Annotated in this window: 14 protein-coding genes; 4 read left to right on the forward strand and 10 right to left on the reverse strand. The window is 70.7% G+C overall.

Annotated elements, in window-relative coordinates; genetic code table 11:
- Positions 1-104 precede the first annotated feature (104 nt).
- From ACIRGA_RS25850 to ACIRGA_RS25875, 6 genes are all read right to left on the reverse strand, one after another.
- Positions 105-887 carry a hypothetical protein gene (locus ACIRGA_RS25850; RefSeq protein WP_400945273.1) on the reverse strand — a complete coding sequence of 261 codons (783 nt, stop codon included), beginning with the start codon at positions 885-887 and terminating at the stop codon, positions 105-107.
- 183 nt (positions 888-1,070) lie between these two features.
- Positions 1,071-2,357 carry a DUF58 domain-containing protein gene (locus tag ACIRGA_RS25855; RefSeq protein WP_400945274.1) on the reverse strand — a complete coding sequence of 429 codons (1,287 nt, stop codon included), beginning with the start codon at positions 2,355-2,357 and terminating at the stop codon, positions 1,071-1,073.
- The gene (locus ACIRGA_RS25860) at positions 2,357-3,316 is read right to left on the reverse strand and encodes an AAA family ATPase (protein WP_400945448.1); all 960 of its coding nucleotides are present in this window, start codon (positions 3,314-3,316) and stop codon (positions 2,357-2,359) included. Before ACIRGA_RS25860 ends, ACIRGA_RS25855 begins: the two co-directional genes overlap by 1 nt.
- A 17-nt stretch (positions 3,317-3,333) precedes the next feature.
- Positions 3,334-4,458, reverse strand: coding sequence for a DUF4350 domain-containing protein (locus ACIRGA_RS25865; protein WP_400945276.1), 1,125 nt, complete (start codon positions 4,456-4,458; stop codon positions 3,334-3,336).
- Positions 4,455-5,096 carry a DUF4129 domain-containing protein gene (locus ACIRGA_RS25870; RefSeq protein WP_400945278.1) on the reverse strand — a complete coding sequence of 214 codons (642 nt, stop codon included), beginning with the start codon at positions 5,094-5,096 and terminating at the stop codon, positions 4,455-4,457. Before ACIRGA_RS25870 ends, ACIRGA_RS25865 begins: the two co-directional genes overlap by 4 nt.
- Positions 5,090-6,196, reverse strand: a complete 1,107-nt coding sequence (locus ACIRGA_RS25875; protein ID WP_400945280.1) for a hypothetical protein — start codon at positions 6,194-6,196, stop codon at positions 5,090-5,092. The genes ACIRGA_RS25870 and ACIRGA_RS25875 overlap by 7 nt, the downstream gene beginning before the upstream one ends.
- Positions 6,197-6,412: 216 nt before the next feature.
- Here ACIRGA_RS25875 and ACIRGA_RS25880 point away from each other — a divergent pair, with 216 nt between their 5' ends.
- Positions 6,413-7,498: a neutral zinc metallopeptidase gene (locus ACIRGA_RS25880; RefSeq protein ID WP_400945282.1), complete on the forward strand. Its 1,086-nt coding sequence runs from the start codon at positions 6,413-6,415 to the stop codon at positions 7,496-7,498.
- A gap of 72 nt (positions 7,499-7,570) precedes the next feature.
- Here ACIRGA_RS25880 and ACIRGA_RS25885 read toward each other — a convergent pair whose 3' ends face one another.
- Positions 7,571-7,978 carry a hypothetical protein gene (locus ACIRGA_RS25885; protein WP_400945450.1) on the reverse strand — a complete coding sequence of 136 codons (408 nt, stop codon included), beginning with the start codon at positions 7,976-7,978 and terminating at the stop codon, positions 7,571-7,573.
- Between the two features lie 126 nt (positions 7,979-8,104).
- Entirely contained in the window at positions 8,105-9,181 is a 1,077-nt protein-coding gene (locus ACIRGA_RS25890) for a TrkA family potassium uptake protein (RefSeq protein WP_037332041.1), read from the reverse strand.
- Positions 9,182-9,269: 88 nt separating this feature from the next.
- Here ACIRGA_RS25890 and ACIRGA_RS25895 point away from each other — a divergent pair, with 88 nt between their 5' ends.
- Positions 9,270-9,656: a hypothetical protein gene (locus tag ACIRGA_RS25895; protein WP_400945284.1), complete on the forward strand. Its 387-nt coding sequence runs from the start codon at positions 9,270-9,272 to the stop codon at positions 9,654-9,656.
- Between the two features lie 23 nt (positions 9,657-9,679).
- Here ACIRGA_RS25895 and ACIRGA_RS25900 read toward each other — a convergent pair whose 3' ends face one another.
- Entirely contained in the window at positions 9,680-12,937 is a 3,258-nt protein-coding gene (locus tag ACIRGA_RS25900; RefSeq protein ID WP_400945286.1) for an ATP-dependent helicase, read from the reverse strand.
- Positions 12,934-16,149: an ATP-dependent helicase gene (locus ACIRGA_RS25905; RefSeq protein WP_400945288.1), complete on the reverse strand. Its 3,216-nt coding sequence runs from the start codon at positions 16,147-16,149 to the stop codon at positions 12,934-12,936. The genes ACIRGA_RS25900 and ACIRGA_RS25905 overlap by 4 nt, the downstream gene beginning before the upstream one ends.
- A 54-nt stretch (positions 16,150-16,203) precedes the next feature.
- Between ACIRGA_RS25905 and ACIRGA_RS25910 the strand changes: the two genes are divergently transcribed.
- Both ACIRGA_RS25910 and ACIRGA_RS25915 read left to right on the forward strand, forming a co-directional pair.
- Positions 16,204-16,527 carry an MGMT family protein gene (locus ACIRGA_RS25910; RefSeq protein WP_400945290.1) on the forward strand — a complete coding sequence of 108 codons (324 nt, stop codon included), beginning with the start codon at positions 16,204-16,206 and terminating at the stop codon, positions 16,525-16,527.
- A 14-nt stretch (positions 16,528-16,541) separates the two neighbouring features.
- Complete coding sequence (locus ACIRGA_RS25915) at positions 16,542-17,372, forward strand: siderophore-interacting protein (protein ID WP_400945292.1); 831 nt, start codon at positions 16,542-16,544, stop codon at positions 17,370-17,372.
- Positions 17,373-17,632 lie beyond the last annotated feature (260 nt).

The following is a 17,632-nucleotide window of genomic DNA, read 5'->3' on the forward strand; positions in this document are numbered from 1 at the left end:
TGCGGTGGTGGGGGGCCCCCCCCCCCCCCGGGGGGGGGGGGGGGGGGGGGGGGGGGTGGATACACCCCCCCCCCCCCCCCCCCCCCACCACCTGGACCCACCACTCAGCAGGTGCAGCTGCCCTCGAAGGTGATGCTGTTGCCGTCCTCCAGGCTCGCGCTGCCCGTGAACCGGATCTCGAACTCGCCCGGTTCGGTCAAGACGATCTTCGGGCTCGCCGCCGAACCGTCGGCACCGGTCTTCGCGGTCGCCGTCTCGGCGCCGCCTTCGAAGACCAGCACGTTCTTCGGCCGCGCCGCGCGGACGAAGAAGTTCACCGGCACGTCGGCCGCGGGCTGGCCGTTCTCCCCGATCACGCGCACCACGAACGGCTGGCCGGGCGTCTTCGTGGACAGTCGCTGCCCGTTCCCCGACAGGATCGCGAGGGTCCGCACCCCGGCCGCCCAGGTGTTGGACAGGCCGGGCAGCGAACACACCTCCTGATACAGCCGCGCCCCGACGGCCGGCGCCTCCGCGGTCAGGCAGCGCGCGGTCGCCACGTTCGCCAGCAGCACCAGCCCGGGCAGCCCGGCGTTGCGGCGCCACTGCTGGTGACGGTCCTTGCCGTCGCACGCGGCGAGCTTGACCCCGACGCCGTCGACGGGGCTGATCGCCGCCAGGCACTGTCCACTCGCGACATGCTTGTACGAAAGCGCCGCCTTGTCATATACCCATTGCGCGCCCGCGTCCTTCGCGTCGGCGAGGGCGAGCTTGCCGTCGGCCGCGGCCAAGGAGACGGTCCCGCCTCCGTCGGCGAGGTAGACCGGTGTCCCGGCGGGCTGCGCGGAAGCGGGCGACACGAGCAGCATCACCGGAAGCGCCGCGAAGAACAGCACGAGCTTGCGCAAACCTGACCCCAATCCCGTCGGTCCGGATCCCCTTCCGAGCTAACCGCCCGCGCTCCCGGCCGCCAACCGGCACCACTCCATCGGGTTCAGCCGAGCCCCGGGTCCCCATGTCGCGAAAGCCACTTTCGGGACATCAGACGTCGCGAAAGTGGCTTTCGCGACATGCCCGCGGGCAGCACGCCCTCACAGCCGTCCGGCGGCCTTCAGCGCGAGATAGCGGTCCGCCAGCCGCGGCGGCAGGTCCTCGGGCACGGCGTCGACGACCTCGACCCCGTGCCGCGCCAGCCGCGCGGTGACCTGCCGCCGTTCGGCCAGCACCCGCTCGGCCGCCGCCGCGTCGTAGACGGCTTCCGCGTCGCCACGGCCCGCCGCCATCTCGGCGACCCGGGGGTCCGCCACCGAAGCGATCATCAACTGGTGCCGCGAGGTCAGCTTGGACAGCACCGGGAACAGGCCTTCTTCCAGCGGCGCCGCGTCCAGCCCGGTCAGCAGGACCACCAGCGCGCGCCGACGGGTCCGCCGCAGCACCTCCGCGATCATTCCCCGCGCGTCGGTCTCGACCAGCGACGGTTCGAGTGGCGCCATCGCGTTCACCAAGGCGGGCAACAGATCCGCCGATCCCTGGACCGCCGCGTGGACCTGCCGGTCGTAAGCGAGGAGGTCGACGCGGTCACCCGCCCTGGCGGCGAGCACGGCCAGCAGCAGGGCCGCGTCCATCGCCGCGTCGAGGCGCGGCGCGTCCCCGACCCGGCCCGCCGAAACGCGGCCGGTGTCGAGCACCAGCACCACGTGCCGGTCGCGTTCGGGGCGCCAGGTGCGCACCATGACGTCGGACGCGCGCGCCGAAGCCCGCCAGTCGATCGACCGGACGTCGTCCCCGATCACGTACTCGCGCAACGAGTCGAATTCCGTGCCCTGGCCCCGGATCAGCACCGCGTTGCGGCCGTCGAGCTGCTGCAGCCGCGCCAGCCGCGACGGCAGATGCTTGCGGCTGTGGAACGGCGGCAGCACCCGCACGGTCCACGGCACGTCGTGCGAACCCTGCCGCGCGGCGAGCCCCAGCGGCCCGGTCGACCGGACGGTGACCCTGGCCGCCGTCCGATCGCCGCGGCGGGTCGGCAGGAGCCGCGTGGTCACGACACGGCGTTCGCCCGCGGGCAAGGTCAGCCGGTGCCGGTCGTCCGCGCCGGCGCTGGGCGGCCAGGCGTCGCGAAGCCACGCGCGCACCGGGCGGCCGCCGGGATTGGCCACGGTCAGCGTGACCTCGCACTCCTCCCCCAGCCGCACGGACGTCGCGCCGGACCGCGCGAACTGAAGCCGGCGCACGCTCCCGGCGAGCAGGAGATCCAGCGTCACCAACAGAAGCAGCACCGCCGCGGCCAGCCCGATCCCGGCCCACGAGGGCAGCAGGAAACCGACCACCGGCGCCGCGAGGAGCGCCAGCAGCCCGAGCCGCCCGGTGACGGCCATCAGCGCGGAACGGGCACGGACGCGAGGACGCGGTCCAGCACACCGTCGGCGGTCGCGCCTTCGAGTTCGGCCTCCGGCCGCAGGTCGAGGCGGTGCCGCAAAGACGGCCGTGCCAAGGCTTTGACGTCGTCCGGGGTGGCGTAGTCCCGGCCGGCGAGCCACGCCCACGCCCGGGTCGCCGCCAGCAGCGCGGTCGCGCCACGAGGGGAGACTCCGAGCCGCACGGATGGCATCGACCGCGTCGCCCGGCAGACGTCGACGATGTAGGCGAGCACCTCCGGGCGCACGGTGACCCCGGCGACGGCGCGCCGCGCGGCGTCGAGCTGGGCGATCCCGGCGACCGGCGTGACCCCGGCCGCGCCCAGGTCACGCGGGTCGAAACCCTGCACGTGCCGGGAAAGGATGCCGAATTCGTCCTCGCGGGACGGCATCGGCATGGTCAGCTTCAGCAGGAACCGGTCCAGCTGCGCTTCGGGCAGCGGGTACGTGCCTTCGTACTCGACCGGGTTCTGCGTCGCGATGACGATGAACGGGTCGGGCAGCGGCCGCGTCTTGCCATCGCTGGAAACCTGGCGCTCCTCCATCGCTTCCAGCAGCGAAGACTGCGTTTTCGGCGGCGTGCGGTTGATCTCGTCGGCCAGCAACAGGTTCGTGAACACCGGACCCTCGCGGAACGAGAACTCGCCGCTGTGCGCGTCGTACACGATCGAACCGGTGATGTCGCCCGGCATGAGGTCCGGCGTGAACTGCACCCGGGTCGTCTCCAGGTCCAGCGCCGCCGCCAGCGCCCGCACCAGCAAGGTCTTCGCCACGCCGGGAACGCCTTCGAGCAGCACGTGTCCCCGGCACAGCAACGCGATGATGAGCCCGGTGACGGCCGCGTCGTTGCCCACCACGGCCTTTCCGACCTCGGCGCGCAGGGCGATCAGCGCCGCCCGGGCTTCGGCCGCACCGTCCATACTGGACTGCTCGCTACTCAAGACCGCTCCACCTCTCGTTCCACGACATCGAGTCCGTCCGCCAGCCGCACCAGCGCGGCGTCATCCGCGGGCGGGTCCCCGTACAACAGCGCGCCGATCTCGGCGGGCGCCCGGCCGGTCCGCGCGGCGACGGACTCCACCAGTGCGGCGGGTTCGGCGTCGCGGGTGAGCCCCAGCAACGGCCGAAGCCGCGCACGGGCCGCCTCGCGCAACGTCTCCCCTGCGTGCGCGGCGGCCTTCGCCTTGCGATACAACCGGGCCCGCCCTTCGGTGGCCTCCGCCGCACGGACCACGACCGGGATCGGCTCGGTCACCACCGGTCCCAGCCGCCGGGAGCGCCACAAGGCCAGCAACACCACCGCGAGCCCGGCCTGCAACGCCGCGTACGACCAGCCCGCCGGGATCAGTTCGGACAGCGGCTTCTTCTCGGTCTCCAGCGACGGGTCGGCGGCCGTCGGCAGATACCAGACGAGCCGCTCGTGCTTCCCGAGCAGCCGCATCGCCAGCGCCGCGTTGCCTTCGTCCGCCAGCCACTCGTTGGTCAGCGGGGCGGGAGTGCCGAGCACGGTCACCGTCCCTTGTGGACCGGGGACTTCGAGATACGAACCGCCGTAGCACTCCAGCGCCCGTGGTTGCGTGGCCGAATACTTCAGCCCGCCCATCGTCGCGTTCCCCGCCACGACCGGATCCTTCGCCTGGCAGTCGGGCGCGCGGGTCTTGGTCTCGGCCTGGCCGCTCACCCGCACACCGGGAAGGACCTCGTCGACCGTGCCGGGGCTCGGTTGCACCAGCACGACGTGCTCCGCGTTCTGCCTGATCTCCGTGAAGGCGCTCTTGGGCACGTACTCGGGCTTGGTGATCAGGACCGTCGCGCCCCTGGCGACCCCCTTGGCCTCGGCGGCGCTGCGCACGATCGGGATCTTGACGCCTTCCCGTTCCAGCAAGGTCGCCAGCGCGCGGCCGCCACCGGGCTCGTAGGAACCAGGCTCGAGCGCGCCGGTGGTCTGCTCGCCCTGGAAGAGCACGAGCAGCGTCCCGGTCAGCACGATCAGGAGGACGACCGCGAGCGGAAGCCGTACCCCGCGCCAGATCCGGCGGGCGTCGGGCGAAACCGAGGTCATCCGGCCACCAAGGCGACGGGCCTGGCACGACGGCAGCGTTCGTCCAAATCGGACAGTGATCGATAGCCGTCCGCCGTGGCCGGAATCCCGCCGTAATGGACGTCGTCGAACAATCGGGCGCCGGCGCGCAGAGGCCCGGCGACGTCGGGAAGCAGCCGCCCGGCTTCGATGGCGGCCTCGTCGGCGGTCCGGCCGGACTTCTCGTCCAGCAGCGCCCGCTCCTCCAAGGACCGCACCACGGCACGGAACCGCTCACGGACGGCGTCGTCGAAGTCGCCCCGCGACGCGGCCTCCTCGGCCGCCTTGCGATGTTCGCCCGAGGCCTTGCGCTGGCCGGCGAACACGGCACGCCCGCTCTTGGCCGACGCCGCCAAGGGCCCGGACTTCAGCCGGATCACCACCACCAGCACGATCAGCACGACGACCAGCAGCACCACGGCGAAGATCCCGCCGGGCACGACACCGTCCACCGTGTCGAAGAAGCTCAGCAGTTTTTCGACCACCCAGTTGAACGCCTCGGACAGCCAGCTCGGTTTCGCGGCCTGATAGGCCTGTCCCGAGAGCTCCTCGGCGGCGCGCAGCCGGGCGGTGTCCCGGTCGATGTCGACCGGGACTTCGGCGAGGAAGCGCGTCACCATGCCTGCGGCGGGGGCGGCGTCTGGATCCCGGCCGCGCGGGCCAGCTCGATGTCCATGCCCTCGCGCCGCATCCGCTGGTCGATGTAGAGGATCACGGTGACGAGCGCGGTGAACGGGCCGACGATCGTCTGCGCGATCACCGTGCCCACCGACTGCAGGATCAGATCACCGGTGGAGGGAACGTACATCTGGTCCAGATTGCCGAAAATAGACAGGAAAGCGCTGAAGCTGAACGGGATCGTGATGATCGACGCCAGGAACGACGAGATCACGTACGCCAGCAGCAGGATCCCGAAGACCCGCCAGAACATCCCGGAGACCAGCTTCACCGACCGGCGGAACGCCTCCATCACGGTGCCGCGTTCGAGGATGAACGCCGGGCTGGCCAGCGCCCAGAAGGTGTAGGGGACGATCGCGGGCAGCAGACAGAAGATCGCGGCGACCAGGATCGCCAGCGTGTAGAGCACGGTCAGGCCGAGCAGCGGCAGCAGCCGCGGCGTCGCCTCTTTCAGCGCCTCTTTGAAGGTGACCGGCTTGCCCAGCACGGCCTTGCCCATCAGGACGGTCAGGAATCCGGTGAGGATGGTCGTCCCGAGCAGGGTGGCGACGAGGGTGATGAACGACGACGCCAGCGTCCCGCCGAGGACGCCGACCATCTGGTTCATCAGTTCCTGATCGGTGGCCGCCGGGCCGAGATCGCGGATCTGTTCGAGGTCGCCGGTGGTGTCGACCAGCAGCAGCCCGACCAGGTTGAGGGCCGCGGTGAGCACGGCGGTGACCGCGGCGGCGCCGAAGACCATCCGCCAGTACTTGCGCATGGCCGTGACCGCGCCGTCGAGGATGTCGGTCAGGTTCAGCGGGCGCAGCGGGATGACCCCGGGCCTGCCGAGGCCGACCTTCCAGTTCGGGTACTGCTGCGGCGGCGGCTGGTACGACGGCGGCGGAGGCGGCGGTGTCGCCCCGGAGGGTGACTGCCACTGCTGCGCCGCCTCCCCCCGCGGCGGCGTCGGCGCGTCCGCCTGCGGCTCTGCCGGTCCGCCTGCCTGCGGCTCAGGCCTCTCGGTACCTTCCGGCCCGGACGGTCCGCCGGTCTCCGTCATGCGACAGCCCCTTACCCGTTCACGTTGCTTACGCACACTCTTCCAGAGGGTCCGACACCCAGCCAGAGCTGGGGGGACGACACTGATGGGTGACCGCTCGCCTCACGCTGGATACCCTCTGCAGCCGAGCTGTGGGAAGGAACGCCGTTAGCTCGTTATGCTGAACATCGGACCGGGTGCCCCCGGTTCGCCCCTAGAACCACCGGGACCGACTTGATGACGCAACCGCCCCACGGCCAGTGGCCGCCACGCGGCGCCGTCCAGCCACCGCCGGTGCACGGCCAGCACCCTGCCCAGTGGCACGGCGCGCCGCACCACTTCCCGCCTCCGCCGCCGCGCCGGTCCGTGGGCGCGATCGTCGGTATCTGCCTCGGCGCGGTCGCCGTACTGGTACTCGGCCTGGTCGCGATCGTTTCACTCAATCGTGACGACTCCGATCACGTAGCGAACGCGGGCTACAGCACCCTGCCGAACACGCCGACGCAGGCGGGGCTGCCGCCGAGCGGGTCTTCGTCGCCCTCGTCGTCGACGAACCCGTTCCCGTCGTCACCGTCCAAGGCGCCGTCCTCGTCGAGCGGGCCGCAGAAGATCCTCAAGCTCGGTGACCACCCGATCCTCCAGGACCCGAACGCCGGCCTGCGGAACCGCGTGTGCACGCTGCCGCAGTGGCAGAGCAGCCAGCAAGCGGCCGAGGCGTTCTTCACCGCGGCGGGCAAATGCCTCGACAACGCCTGGGGCCCGTTCCTCGACGCCTACGACCTGCCGTTCACCCCGCCCGCCCTGCACTTCCCGACCGGGGCCAGCTTCGAAACCGAATGCGGCACGATCCAGGTGGGCATCGCGACGGCGGCGTACTACTGCGAGAACAACCTCTACGTGCCGTTCCGCGGTCTGCAGACCGACCAGTACGGCAACAACCCCGGCGTCTACCTGGCTCTTTTCGCGCACGAGTACGGACATCACGTGCAGGAGGTCGCCGGGCTGATGGACGCTGCCTGGCAGAAGATCTACGAAGCGGGCCAGAACAGCCCCACCGGGCTTGAGATGTCGCGGCGCAAGGAACTCCAGGCGCAGTGCTTCTCCGGGATGTTCCTCGGCGCGCACGTCGACCAGGGCGGCACGGTCAGCCGGGACATGTACAACAAGGCGTGGAACGACCAGGAGACCCGGGGCGACAACACCTCGCGCAGCCAGGACCACGGCACGAACGCGCATTACGCGTCCTGGTGGCGGGCCGGTGCGAGCAACAACCGGATCGCCGACTGCAACACCTTCTCGGCCCCGTCGAGCGCCGTCTCCTGATTCGCACGTGTCACCGGCGTGTTCGCCGTCCAATCACGCGTGTTCGCTCTCCAATCACGCGTGTTCGCGGTATCAGGCCGTCGCCGGGACCCGCGGCCCGCGCAACAGCAGGAAGACGTACATCCCGCCCGCGAAGCAGCTGAACACCAGCAGCGCCAGCCCGAGCGGCCGCCGCGCGTCGCTCGCTCCCACCGTCGCGTTGGCCGCGTGCACCGTGACCGCGTCCCCCGAAGCCCCGTCCGGGACGACGACCTCGAGGCGCTCGCCCTTGCCGTGCCCGCAGCCGTTGAGCGAACCCTCCATCGGCTTGCCGCCGAATTCGAACTTGACCTTCTCGCTGGCGCCGCCGCCCGTACAGGGCGCCGGTTCGACGACCTCCGCTCGCACCGTCGTCCCCTGGGGCTCGTTCGTGATACCGAACAGCCCCGGCCCGGCGAGCCAGGCCAGGAAGATCACCAGCAGGCCGGCCCCGGCCGCCACGGCCAGGGAGTTCCACCCCGGGGTGAGCCCTCTGGCGGGGTCCGATCGCTTGCGCACGAACGCCATGCTCCCAGAACCTCGCGGCAAAACACAGGAGCCCGCGAAGGTGGTAGCAAAGGTCCCCTGCTACCGCTCGATCGTCTCCGCCGCGGTCACCTTCCGGATGTACAGCAGCTTGTCCCCCGGCTCGATCGCGTCCGCCTGCGGGGCGTCCACCCGGTACAGGACGCCGTCGCGGACGACGCCCAGCACGATGTCCGGCAGATGCCGCGGCGACCCGCCCTCTTCGGACGGTTCCACGGGGCGTTCGGCGATCGCGAGGCCGGACTCGGGGGTGAGCAGGTCCTCGACCATGTCGACCACCAGCGGCGTCGACGTCGCCATGCCGAGCAGGCGCCCGGCGGTCTCGCTCGACACCACGACCTGGTTCGCGCCCGACTGCTTGAGCAGGTGGACGTTCTCCGCCTCCCGCACCGACGCCACGATGTGCGACTTCGGCGCCAGCTCACGGGCGGTCAGCGTGACCAGCACGGCGGTGTCGTCCCGGTTCGGGGCGACGACGACGGCGCGTGCCCGCTGGACACCGGCGACGCGCAGCACGTCGGCGCGGGTGGCCGAACCGTGCACGGTCACCAGCCCGAGTGACGTGGCCGCTTCGAGGGCCTGCTGGTCGGTGTCGACGACGACGATGTGATCGGGTTCGACGTTCTCGTCCCCGAGCAGCGCGTTGACCGCCGACCGGCCCTTCGTGCCGAATCCGACGACGACCGTGTGGTCACGCACCTTCGTCCTCCACTTTTGGATCTTGAAAGCCTGGCGGGAGCGCTCGGTGAGCACTTCGAGTGTGGTACCGACCAGGACGATGAGGAAGAGCACCCGCAGCGGGGTGATCACCAGGACGTTCACCAGCCGCGCGGACGGCGTCGCGGGCGCGATGTCACCGTAACCCGTGGTCGACAGCGACACCGTCGCGTAATAGAGGCTGTCGAGGAAGGTGAGCCCGTCGCCGTTGGCGTCGCGGTAGCCGTCCCGGTCGAGGTAGACGATCAGGACGGTCGCGAGCAGGGCGAGCATCGCGCCGATGATCCGTTTGAGGATCGACCGCAGCGGGCTGACCGTCAGTTCCGGCATCCGGATCACACCGACGAGCTCGTGGTCCGGGCGGTCGCTCAGCCTGACCGGGAAACGCTTGAGAACCCTCATGCACAGGCTCCGGCCTGGTCCGCGTCACTCACGGTCGGGAGGATAGCCGAAGAACCTTCCGTACAGCTCGGTATGCGAAGCTCAGGGCATGTCTTCGGATGCCAAACCGTCTCAGCGGCCCGCCCACTTCCTCGCCGGCCTGCTCGGCGCGGCCGGTGTCCTGCACTTCGTCCAGCCGAAACCCTTCGACGCCATCATCCCGAAGCAGCTTCCCGGCTCCCCTCGGGCGTGGACCTACGGCTCGGGCGTGGCCGAGCTGGGCGTCGCCGCCGCGGTCGCGAATCCGAAGACCCGGCGGCTCGGCGGGCTCGCGGCCGCGCTGCTGTTCGTCGTGGTCCTGCCGGGGAACGTGAAGATGGCCGTCGACGCCGACCGCCGGAAGGCCCCGAAGCACTGGCGAGCGGCTTTCTGGGCCCGAGTCCCGCTGCAGATCCCGCTGGTGACCTGGGCTCTCAAGGTCCGCGATCGCGCCTAACCCCGCATTCAGAGGACTAAACGCTAGATCGTCGGGACGCTCCTCAGGAGTTGTCGCAGGCCTTCGGCGTCCAGCAGATCCGCCGGCCGGACGGTCTTGTCGTGTTTCACGTAGTGGAACGCCGCCCGCACCTTCTCCACCGGCACCTTCTTGAGCGCGGCCCACGCCAGCCGGTACGCCGCCAGCTGTACGGCCAGCGGCGCGAGCCGATCCTTCTCCGGGACGGCGCCGGTCTTCCAGTCGACGACGGTCCAGCCGCCGTCCGCGTCGGCGAACACGGCGTCCATCCGCCCTCGCACGGTCACGCCCACGACGTCCGCGGAGAACGGCACCTCGACGGCGTGCGGCACCCGGTGCGCCCACTCGCTTTTCTCGAACGCGCTTTGCAACGCCTCCAGCTCGGAGTCGGGCGCCTCGTCGACGTCGGCCGCACCCGGCAGATCGTCGATCTCCAGCAGCTGCTCGCCGCCGAACCGCTGCTCCAGCCAGCCGTGGAACGCCGTCCCCCGGCGCGCGTAAGTGTTGGGGCGCACGGGAAGCGGCCGTCGCAGCCGTTTGGCCAGCGCGGCGGGATCGGCCGACAGCTCGACCAGCTGGCTCACCGAAAGATGCGGCGGCAGGACGACCTGCTGCACCCGGTCCCGCGCCCGCGCGCGCTCCTCCAGCAGCACCTTGGTGTCGGAGATCCACCCGTCCGGATCGTCTTCGTCCTCTTCCTCGGCGTGTTCGGCCTCTTCCATCGCACCGAGCACCAGGTCGACGCCGTTGGTGACGCCCTCACGCCGCGGCCACAGCGGATCGACCGGCCATCGCGACTTGCGGGAGTCGGCGACCAGCGGATTCTCGCCGTCGGCTTCCGGCTCGTCAGCCCAGTGCTCGATCCGGCCGACCGAGTTCCCCCGCATCACCTCGCCGATTTCGAGCAGGAACTCCGACGGGCCTTTCGGCCGCGCGCTGCTCTCGTTCCACCAATGGCCGGAGATCAGCATGGTGTGCTCGGAACGGGTCAGCGCGACGTAGCAGAGCCGCCGCTCCTCCTCCGCTTCACGCGCGACAAAGCCTTCTTCGTGCAGTTCCAGCGCTTCCTGGACTTCCTTGCGGTCCGCGCCTTCGGGGATCCGCAGCTCCGGCAGGTCCTCCGAGTCCCCGCGCAGCGCGGCGGGCAGCGAGGTCGACGTCCGCAGCCATGACGACGAACGCCTCCGCCCGGGGAAGACCTCTTTGACCAGATGCGGAATCGCGACGATGCGCCATTCCAGCCCCTTGGCCGAATGCACGGTCAGCACCTGGACCCGGTCCGGGACGACCTCCACCTCACCGGGGGTGAGCCCGTCCTCCGCGTGCGCGGCCGTGTTCAGGTAGTCCACAAAGGACAGAAGCGTGGCCGTCGGCGAGGTTTCGGCGAAATCCGTGACGACGTCAGCGAAAGCGTCCAGATGCGCGCGTCCTGCGGGGCCGGGGCGGGCCAGTGATTCGACGTCGAGCAGCATCGTGCGTTCCACGTCGGCGACGAGTTCGGGCAGCGACTGGTCGAGCCGCCGTCGCAACGCCGAAAGCTCGGCGCCGATCTTCCGGATCCGCCGGTACCCCTCGGGCGAATACCGTTCCGGGGCACCGGGGTCGTCGATCGCGTCGGCGAGCCCCGCCTGCTCGACCCGCTCGGTCACCAGCACCGGTTCGTCCACATCGGACTTTCCTGACGGTGGCACCGGCGAGGACAGTTCGCCCGCGCGGCGCCACAACGCCGCGAGATCGGCCGCCGCGATCCGCCAGCGCGCCCCGGTCAGCAGCCGGGCGGCCGCGCTGCCCGCGAGCGGGTCGGCGAGCACGCGCAAGGTGCTGACCAGGTCCGCGACTTCGGGTTCGTCGAGAAGACCGCCGAGACCGACGACCTCCACCGGGAGCCCGCGCGCCCGCATCTCCGCCGCGATCGGCGCCATGTCGGCGCGGCGGCGCACCAAGACCGCCGCGGTCGGCGGTTTTCCGGTCTCCTCCACGGTTTCGAACCAGCGTTTCGCCACCGCGTCGGCCACCCACTCGCGTTCGGCGCGAACGTCCGGAAGCAGCGCGGCGGCGATGTCGGCCGGCCCCGCACCCTCCAGCGCACGCAGCCGCGCGACACCGAGACCGCGTTCCCGCAACGGTTCCGAGATCGCGTTCGCGAGTTCGAGCACCTCGGGCGGGTTGCGGAAACTGGTCAGCAGCCCGAAATCCAGGGCCGGGACGAGCCGTTCGCCGTTGTCACGCGGGAAGTCCGTGGTGAAACGGGGCAGGTTCGCCGCGCTCGCCCCGCGCCAGCCGTAGATGGCCTGCGCCGGGTCGCCCACCGCGGTCACCGGCATCGGCGGATGTTCGACGCCGCCGAACAGCGATCGCAGCAGGATCCGCTGGGCGTGCCCGGTGTCCTGGTACTCATCAAGCAGCACGGCACCGTAACGTTCGCGCTCCCCCGCGACCACCGCCGGATAGCTGCTGGCGAGCTGCGCGGCCAGCGACATCTGGTCGGCGAAGTCGAGCGCGCCTTCCGCCCGTTTCCGCGTGTGATACGCCTCGACCAGCGGCAGGAGCGCGAGCCGGAACCGTTGCGCCGTCATGACTTCGGCCAGTTTCTGCGGCAACGACGCGCGCTGTCCCTTCGCCCGCGGCGCGTTCTCGATGACCTCGCACAACCACGACGTGTACTGGGCCAGCCGTTCGGTCTCGACCAGATGCTCGCCGAGTTCCCCGGCCAGCGCCAGCAACTGTGCGGTCACCGTGGAGGGCACGCGATCGGTGTCGAGGTCATTGTCCCAAGTGGACACGACACGATGCGAGAACTGCCACGAAGATGTCTCCGAAAGCAGCCGGACACCGGGCTGGACGGGCAAACGCAGACCGTGTTCGGACAACAGCCGTCCGGCGTACGCGTGATAGGTCAGCACTGTCGGCTCGCCCGCGGTCACGGTCGTGCGCAGGTCGCCGGTCGGGTCGATCTTGTCGAGCAGCCCGGATCCGACCAGACGGCGCAGCCGGGTGCGGACGCGTTCGCCGAGCTGCCGGGCGGCCTTGCGGGTGAAGGTCAGGCCGAGGACGCGTTCCGGCGGGACGATGCTGTTGGCCACCAGCCACACCACGCGCGCGGCCATCGTCTCGGTCTTGCCCGCACCCGCGCCCGCCACGACCAGCGACGGCTCGATGGGCGCGGCGATGACCTCCGCCTGCTCGTCGGTCGGGCTGTGCAGGCCGAGTGCGCGGGCGATCTCGCCCGGTTCGACCTGGCGGCGCTGGAGTTCGGAGATCAAGGGCCGGTCACCTGCCTGCCCTCGGGGCGCAGCGGACAGCAACCCCTTGCCGGGCAACGATCACAGTCCGGATTCTCGGTGACGCCGTACTCCGGGCCCGCGGCGGAGCCCGCCGCCGAACGCACCAGCTCGAGCCACTGCTTGCCGCCGTCCTCGTCCAGCGGCGCCTGCTCGCGCTGGGTGGATCCGGTCTTGTTGTTGGACTTCGCGACGTAGACCAGCCGCGCGCCACCGGGTTTCGAACCGCCCTCGACCGCGCCGAGCAGCACGGCGAGCTGATATGCGGCGAGCTGTGGATGTTGTTCGGCGTCGGCGGCGGAGATCGGGACCTTGCCCGTCTTGATGTCGATGACGACCGGGCGGCCGTCTTTGTCCATCTCGACACGGTCCACACGGCCGCGTAGGAGCACGCGAACGTCGTCATCACCGACCGGCAGTTCGACCTCGATGTCCTGCTCGACCCCGGCTTCGATCAGCTCCTTACGGCTGGATTCCAGCCAGGTGATGAAATTCCGCAGCATCTGCTCGACCCGCGACCGCTCGCGGCGCGAGAACCACGGCGCCCCGGCGTCGACCCGCACCCAGGCCTCGTCGAGGGCCGCGCGGATCTGCTCGTCGCTGCTGCCACCCGCGACCGCCTGCGCGAGCCCGTGCACCAGGGTGCCCGTGACCGCCGCGAGCTGCGCCGGGTCACTGCCGCCGTGACGTTCGATCAGCCACCGCAGCGGGCATTTGACCAGAACCTCCACAGTGGACGGCGAGATGCGGATGAGGTCACCCGGCCCGTGCACGGGTTCGCCGGTGGAGGGTTCCAGCAGGCCGTACCAGGTGCCCGGATGCGCGCCCGGCACCCCGGCTTCGGCCAGCTTGGCGAGCTGACGCGCCGCCCGCTGCCGCCGTTCCGGATCGCTCGACTCGTCGCAGACGACCTCGCGCAGTTCGCCGACGAGTTCGGCCAGCACCAGCGAACGTCCCGCCGGCTTCATCCGCGAGTCGAGCCCGCCGTCGTCCGCGCCGTTCTCCTCCAGATCGTCGATGAACCGCGAGGGCTGCTCGTCCTCCCCCGCGACCGCGCTGACCAGCAACGTCTTCCGCGCCCGGCTCGCGGCGAGGTAGAACAGCCGCCGCTCTTCGGCGAGGATCGGGGCGGTGGCGGACACCTTTTCGTCGTCGACACCGGACATGAGGTCGACCAGGCGCTCGACGCCGAGCACGGAACCGCGCAGCCGCAAGTCCGGCCAGCTGCCCTCCTGGACACCGGCGATCGACACGACCGTCCACTCGCGACCGGCGGCCGCATGCGCCGTCAGCAGCGAGACGCCTTCGCTCTTCATTGCCGCGGGAGCCAGCGTGTCACCCGCGATGTTCTGCGAGGACAGGTAATCCGCGTACGAGGCGACACTCGCCCTCGGCAATCTGTCGACATAGCGACCGGCCGCGTCGAAGAGCGCGACGATCGCGTCGAGGTCGCGATCCGCTTGAGAGCCCAGTGAACCGCCGCGATCCACCAAGCGCAGCAAACGCTGCTCCAGACCGCTGGCCTGCCACAGATCCCACAGCACCTGCTCGACGCCGTCGCCGCGCACCACGGCCTGGTGCGCCGCGTGCAGCAGGCCGCCGATCCGGCGCATCGGGAGCGACTCGGCCTCGGCGAGACCGGTGAGGACATCGTTGGTACGCAAGGCTTCCACCAGGAGTTCGTCACTGGAGCGCTGCCCGCCACCGGCGAGCTCCAGCCTGCGCAGACCTCGCCGCAGCCGCCGCAGGGCGAGCGGATCCGCGCCGCCCAACGGCGAGGACAGGAGCATCTCGGCGAGGTCGACGTCGAGCAGCTCCGGGTCCGCGGCGAGCCGCAGCATCGCCAGCAGAGGACGAACCGCGGGTTGTTTCGCGAGCGGCAGCTCTTCGGTGGCCGAACCGATCGGCACCCCGGCCGCGCGCAGAGCACGTTGCAGGACAAGGAAAGTGCGCGCGGGCGACCGGACGAGCACCGCCATCTCCGACCACGGCACACCGTCGACGAGATGCGCGCGGCGAAGCTGATCGGCGATCCAGCTCGCCTCGGCGGCAGGCGTCGGCATCAGGCGGACACGGACGACACCCCCCTCGGCGTCCGGCGCGTCGACGAGTTTGCGCTGCGGCGACGAACCGGGCAGCACCGAGCCGAGTTTCGTGACCGCCGTGCGGATCACCGGGGCGAGCCGATGTGCCGTGGTCAGCAGGACCGTGCGCTCGCCGTCCTCGTCCGCGTCGGCGAACAGGCGGGGATCCGCGCCGCGGAAGGAGAACACGGACTGATCGGGGTCTCCCGCTACGACGAACTCGTCGGCCGCGTGCCCGATGAGCCGGATGAGCTGGGTCTGCAGCGGGTCGAGATGCTGCGCGTCGTCGACGAACATGTGCCGGACGCGGCGCTGCTCGCGTTCGCGCAGTTCGGGATCGTCCTCCAGTGCGAGCAGGGCCGAAGTGACCAGCTCCGCCGCGTCCAGCGCCGGCGCGCTCGCGACACCGAGCGCGTTGCCGCCGGCGCCCTGCAACAGGGTGACCTCTTCGTACTGGCTCCAAAACCGGCCGGCCGCGATCCACTCTTCGCGGCCGCGCCGCCTGCCGAGTTCGACCAGATCCTCCGGACCGAGACCGCGTTCGGCGGCGCGGAGCAGGAGGTCTCGCAGCTCCTCGGCGAATCCGGGCACGTTCAGCGCGGGGCGCAGCTGTTCCGGCCAGTCGAGCGCGCCCGCCTCGATGTCACCGGCGAGCAGATCGCGGACGACGACGTCCTGCTCCGCTCCGGCCAGCAACCGAGGCGGCGGAAGCTCGTCGGCCTGGGCTTCCATCCGCAACAGCGCGTACGCGTACGAGTGCACCGTGCGCACGAGCGGCTCGCGGATCGTGCGCGGCAGCGGATCCTCTTCCGGATCGGTGGTGAGCCGGTGCGTGATGTCGGCGCGCAGGACCTCGGCCGCCTTGCGGGAGGTGGTCAAAATGAGCACGCTCTCCGGGTTCGCGCCCTCCGCGATGCGCCGCGACGCCGCCGACGCCAGCAAAGCCGTCTTGCCCGTGCCGGGGCCGCCGAGGACCCTGCGGAAGCCGTCCGGGGCGGCCAGCAGGCGGCGGGCGCCGGAATCCCACTGGAAGGACGGCGTGCCGGTGACCGGCGTGCGGACCAGCCGCGCGTCGGTTCCTGCCGCTGTTCGCCGCCCGTTCACGCCCACGATGGAACCACGCCCCGCCGACACAACCTCGCAGCGGCACGGCAAAGTGGTCCCATGGATGACGAACTGCACGAGCGGGTGCGCGAGGTCATCGCGAGCGTGCCCGCCGGCTCGGTCGCGACTTATGGGGATATAGCGTCGGTTTCGGGGGCCCCGTCACCGCGGTTGATCGGCCGGATCCTCAGCGAGGACGGCCAGGACCTCCCTTGGCACCGCATTCTGCGCGCCGACGGGACACCGGCTCCGCATCTGCTCGACGAGCAGCTGCAGCGGCTGCGCGAGGAGGGCGTCGTTCCCGACGGCCAGCGCGTCGACCTGCGCAAATACCGATGGCAGCGTGATCCCGCCGACGACGCTGGCTCCGGCGGTCTCTTTTAGGTTAGCCTCGCCTAATGAGTTACATCGAGGCGAAGGTGACCGGTGTCAGGCGGCTCACCCCGCACATGAGCCGGGTGACCTTCTCGGGGGCGTCGCTGGCGGACCAGGCGCCCGACCAGTACCTGAAGGTGTTCTTCCCGCAGCCCGGCCAGGCGGAACCCGTGCTGCCCGCGCCGCTGAGCGGGGACGAAGTGCTGTCCTGGTACCGGACCTACCTCGCGATGCCCGACGACGTCCGGCCGCCGATGCGCACCTACACCGTGCGCGCGCTGCGGCCGTCGGTGCAGGAGGTCGACATCGACTTCGTCCTGCACGGCGACGAAGGCCCCGCCTCCGCGTGGGCTTCGCGCGCTTCGGAGGGCGACAGGGTCGCTTTCCTGGGGCCGCACGGGCTATACAACGTGCCGTCGGACACGAACTGGCAACTGCTGATCGGTGACGAGACCGCGATCCCGGCGATCGGCGCGATCGTCGAGGCGCTGCCCGCCGGGACGCGAGCGGTGGTCTATGTCGAGATCGGTGATCGCGAAGACCGGCAGGTCTTCGAAACCCAGGGAGCCGTGGAGCTGCACTGGGTGGTGCGGGGCTCCGGCCCTGTCGGCGACGCGGTGCTCGAAGCCGTGCGGAAGGCGGAACTGCCGGGCGGGACGGCTTACGCGTGGATTTCCGGCGAGGCGAACATGGTGAAGCTGGCGCGGCGGCACCTCGTGCGGGAGCGCGGAGTGGACAAGCGGGCGATCTGCTTCACGGGGTACTGGCGGCAGGGGGTCAGCGAAGAGGCCGCTGGGCGTGAGGCGATGCGGCAGGCGGAGGCCGGGGAGGCTCCGGCGCCGGAGGAGGACTGAGGCCCTTCGGACCCCTTCGAGTGCGCGTTGCGGCGGGGGGTGCGAGTGCGCCCAATGTGGCATTGGGGACGCTGGATGTCCCCAATGCCACATTGGGCGCATTCCTTGACCTGCGAAAAGAGAGCAAGGGACCTTTGCTATCACTTACGTAGGCATGCTAACCAATCGATAGCAAAGGTCCCTTGCTCCCCCTTCACCCGCCGTGGGGGGTTGGCGGCGTTGCTTACCAGTAGGGAGTGTAGGGGGCGTTGAGGGGGGGT

Source organism: Amycolatopsis sp. NPDC102389 (assembly GCF_044765885.1).
Classification (GTDB): Bacteria; Actinomycetota; Actinomycetes; order Mycobacteriales; family Pseudonocardiaceae; genus Amycolatopsis.

Excerpts from the sequence above, each read along its gene's own strand:
- ACIRGA_RS25910 (WP_400945290.1), top strand. The coding sequence starts at position 16,204 with ATGGATGACGAACTGCACGAGCGGGTGCGCGAGGTCATCGCGAGCGTG.
- ACIRGA_RS25875 (WP_400945280.1), bottom strand. The coding sequence starts at position 6,196 with ATGACGGAGACCGGCGGACCGTCCGGGCCGGAAGGTACCGAGAGGCCT.
- ACIRGA_RS25855 (WP_400945274.1), bottom strand. The coding sequence starts at position 2,357 with ATGGCCGTCACCGGGCGGCTCGGGCTGCTGGCGCTCCTCGCGGCGCCG.
- ACIRGA_RS25915 (WP_400945292.1), top strand. The coding sequence starts at position 16,542 with ATGAGTTACATCGAGGCGAAGGTGACCGGTGTCAGGCGGCTCACCCCG.
- ACIRGA_RS25860 (WP_400945448.1), bottom strand. The coding sequence starts at position 3,316 with ATGGACGGTGCGGCCGAAGCCCGGGCGGCGCTGATCGCCCTGCGCGCC.
- ACIRGA_RS25880 (WP_400945282.1), top strand. The coding sequence starts at position 6,413 with ATGACGCAACCGCCCCACGGCCAGTGGCCGCCACGCGGCGCCGTCCAG.
- ACIRGA_RS25890 (WP_037332041.1), bottom strand. The coding sequence starts at position 9,181 with ATGAGGGTTCTCAAGCGTTTCCCGGTCAGGCTGAGCGACCGCCCGGAC.
- ACIRGA_RS25895 (WP_400945284.1), top strand. The coding sequence starts at position 9,270 with ATGTCTTCGGATGCCAAACCGTCTCAGCGGCCCGCCCACTTCCTCGCC.
- ACIRGA_RS25865 (WP_400945276.1), bottom strand. The coding sequence starts at position 4,458 with ATGACCTCGGTTTCGCCCGACGCCCGCCGGATCTGGCGCGGGGTACGG.
- ACIRGA_RS25870 (WP_400945278.1), bottom strand. The coding sequence starts at position 5,096 with ATGGTGACGCGCTTCCTCGCCGAAGTCCCGGTCGACATCGACCGGGAC.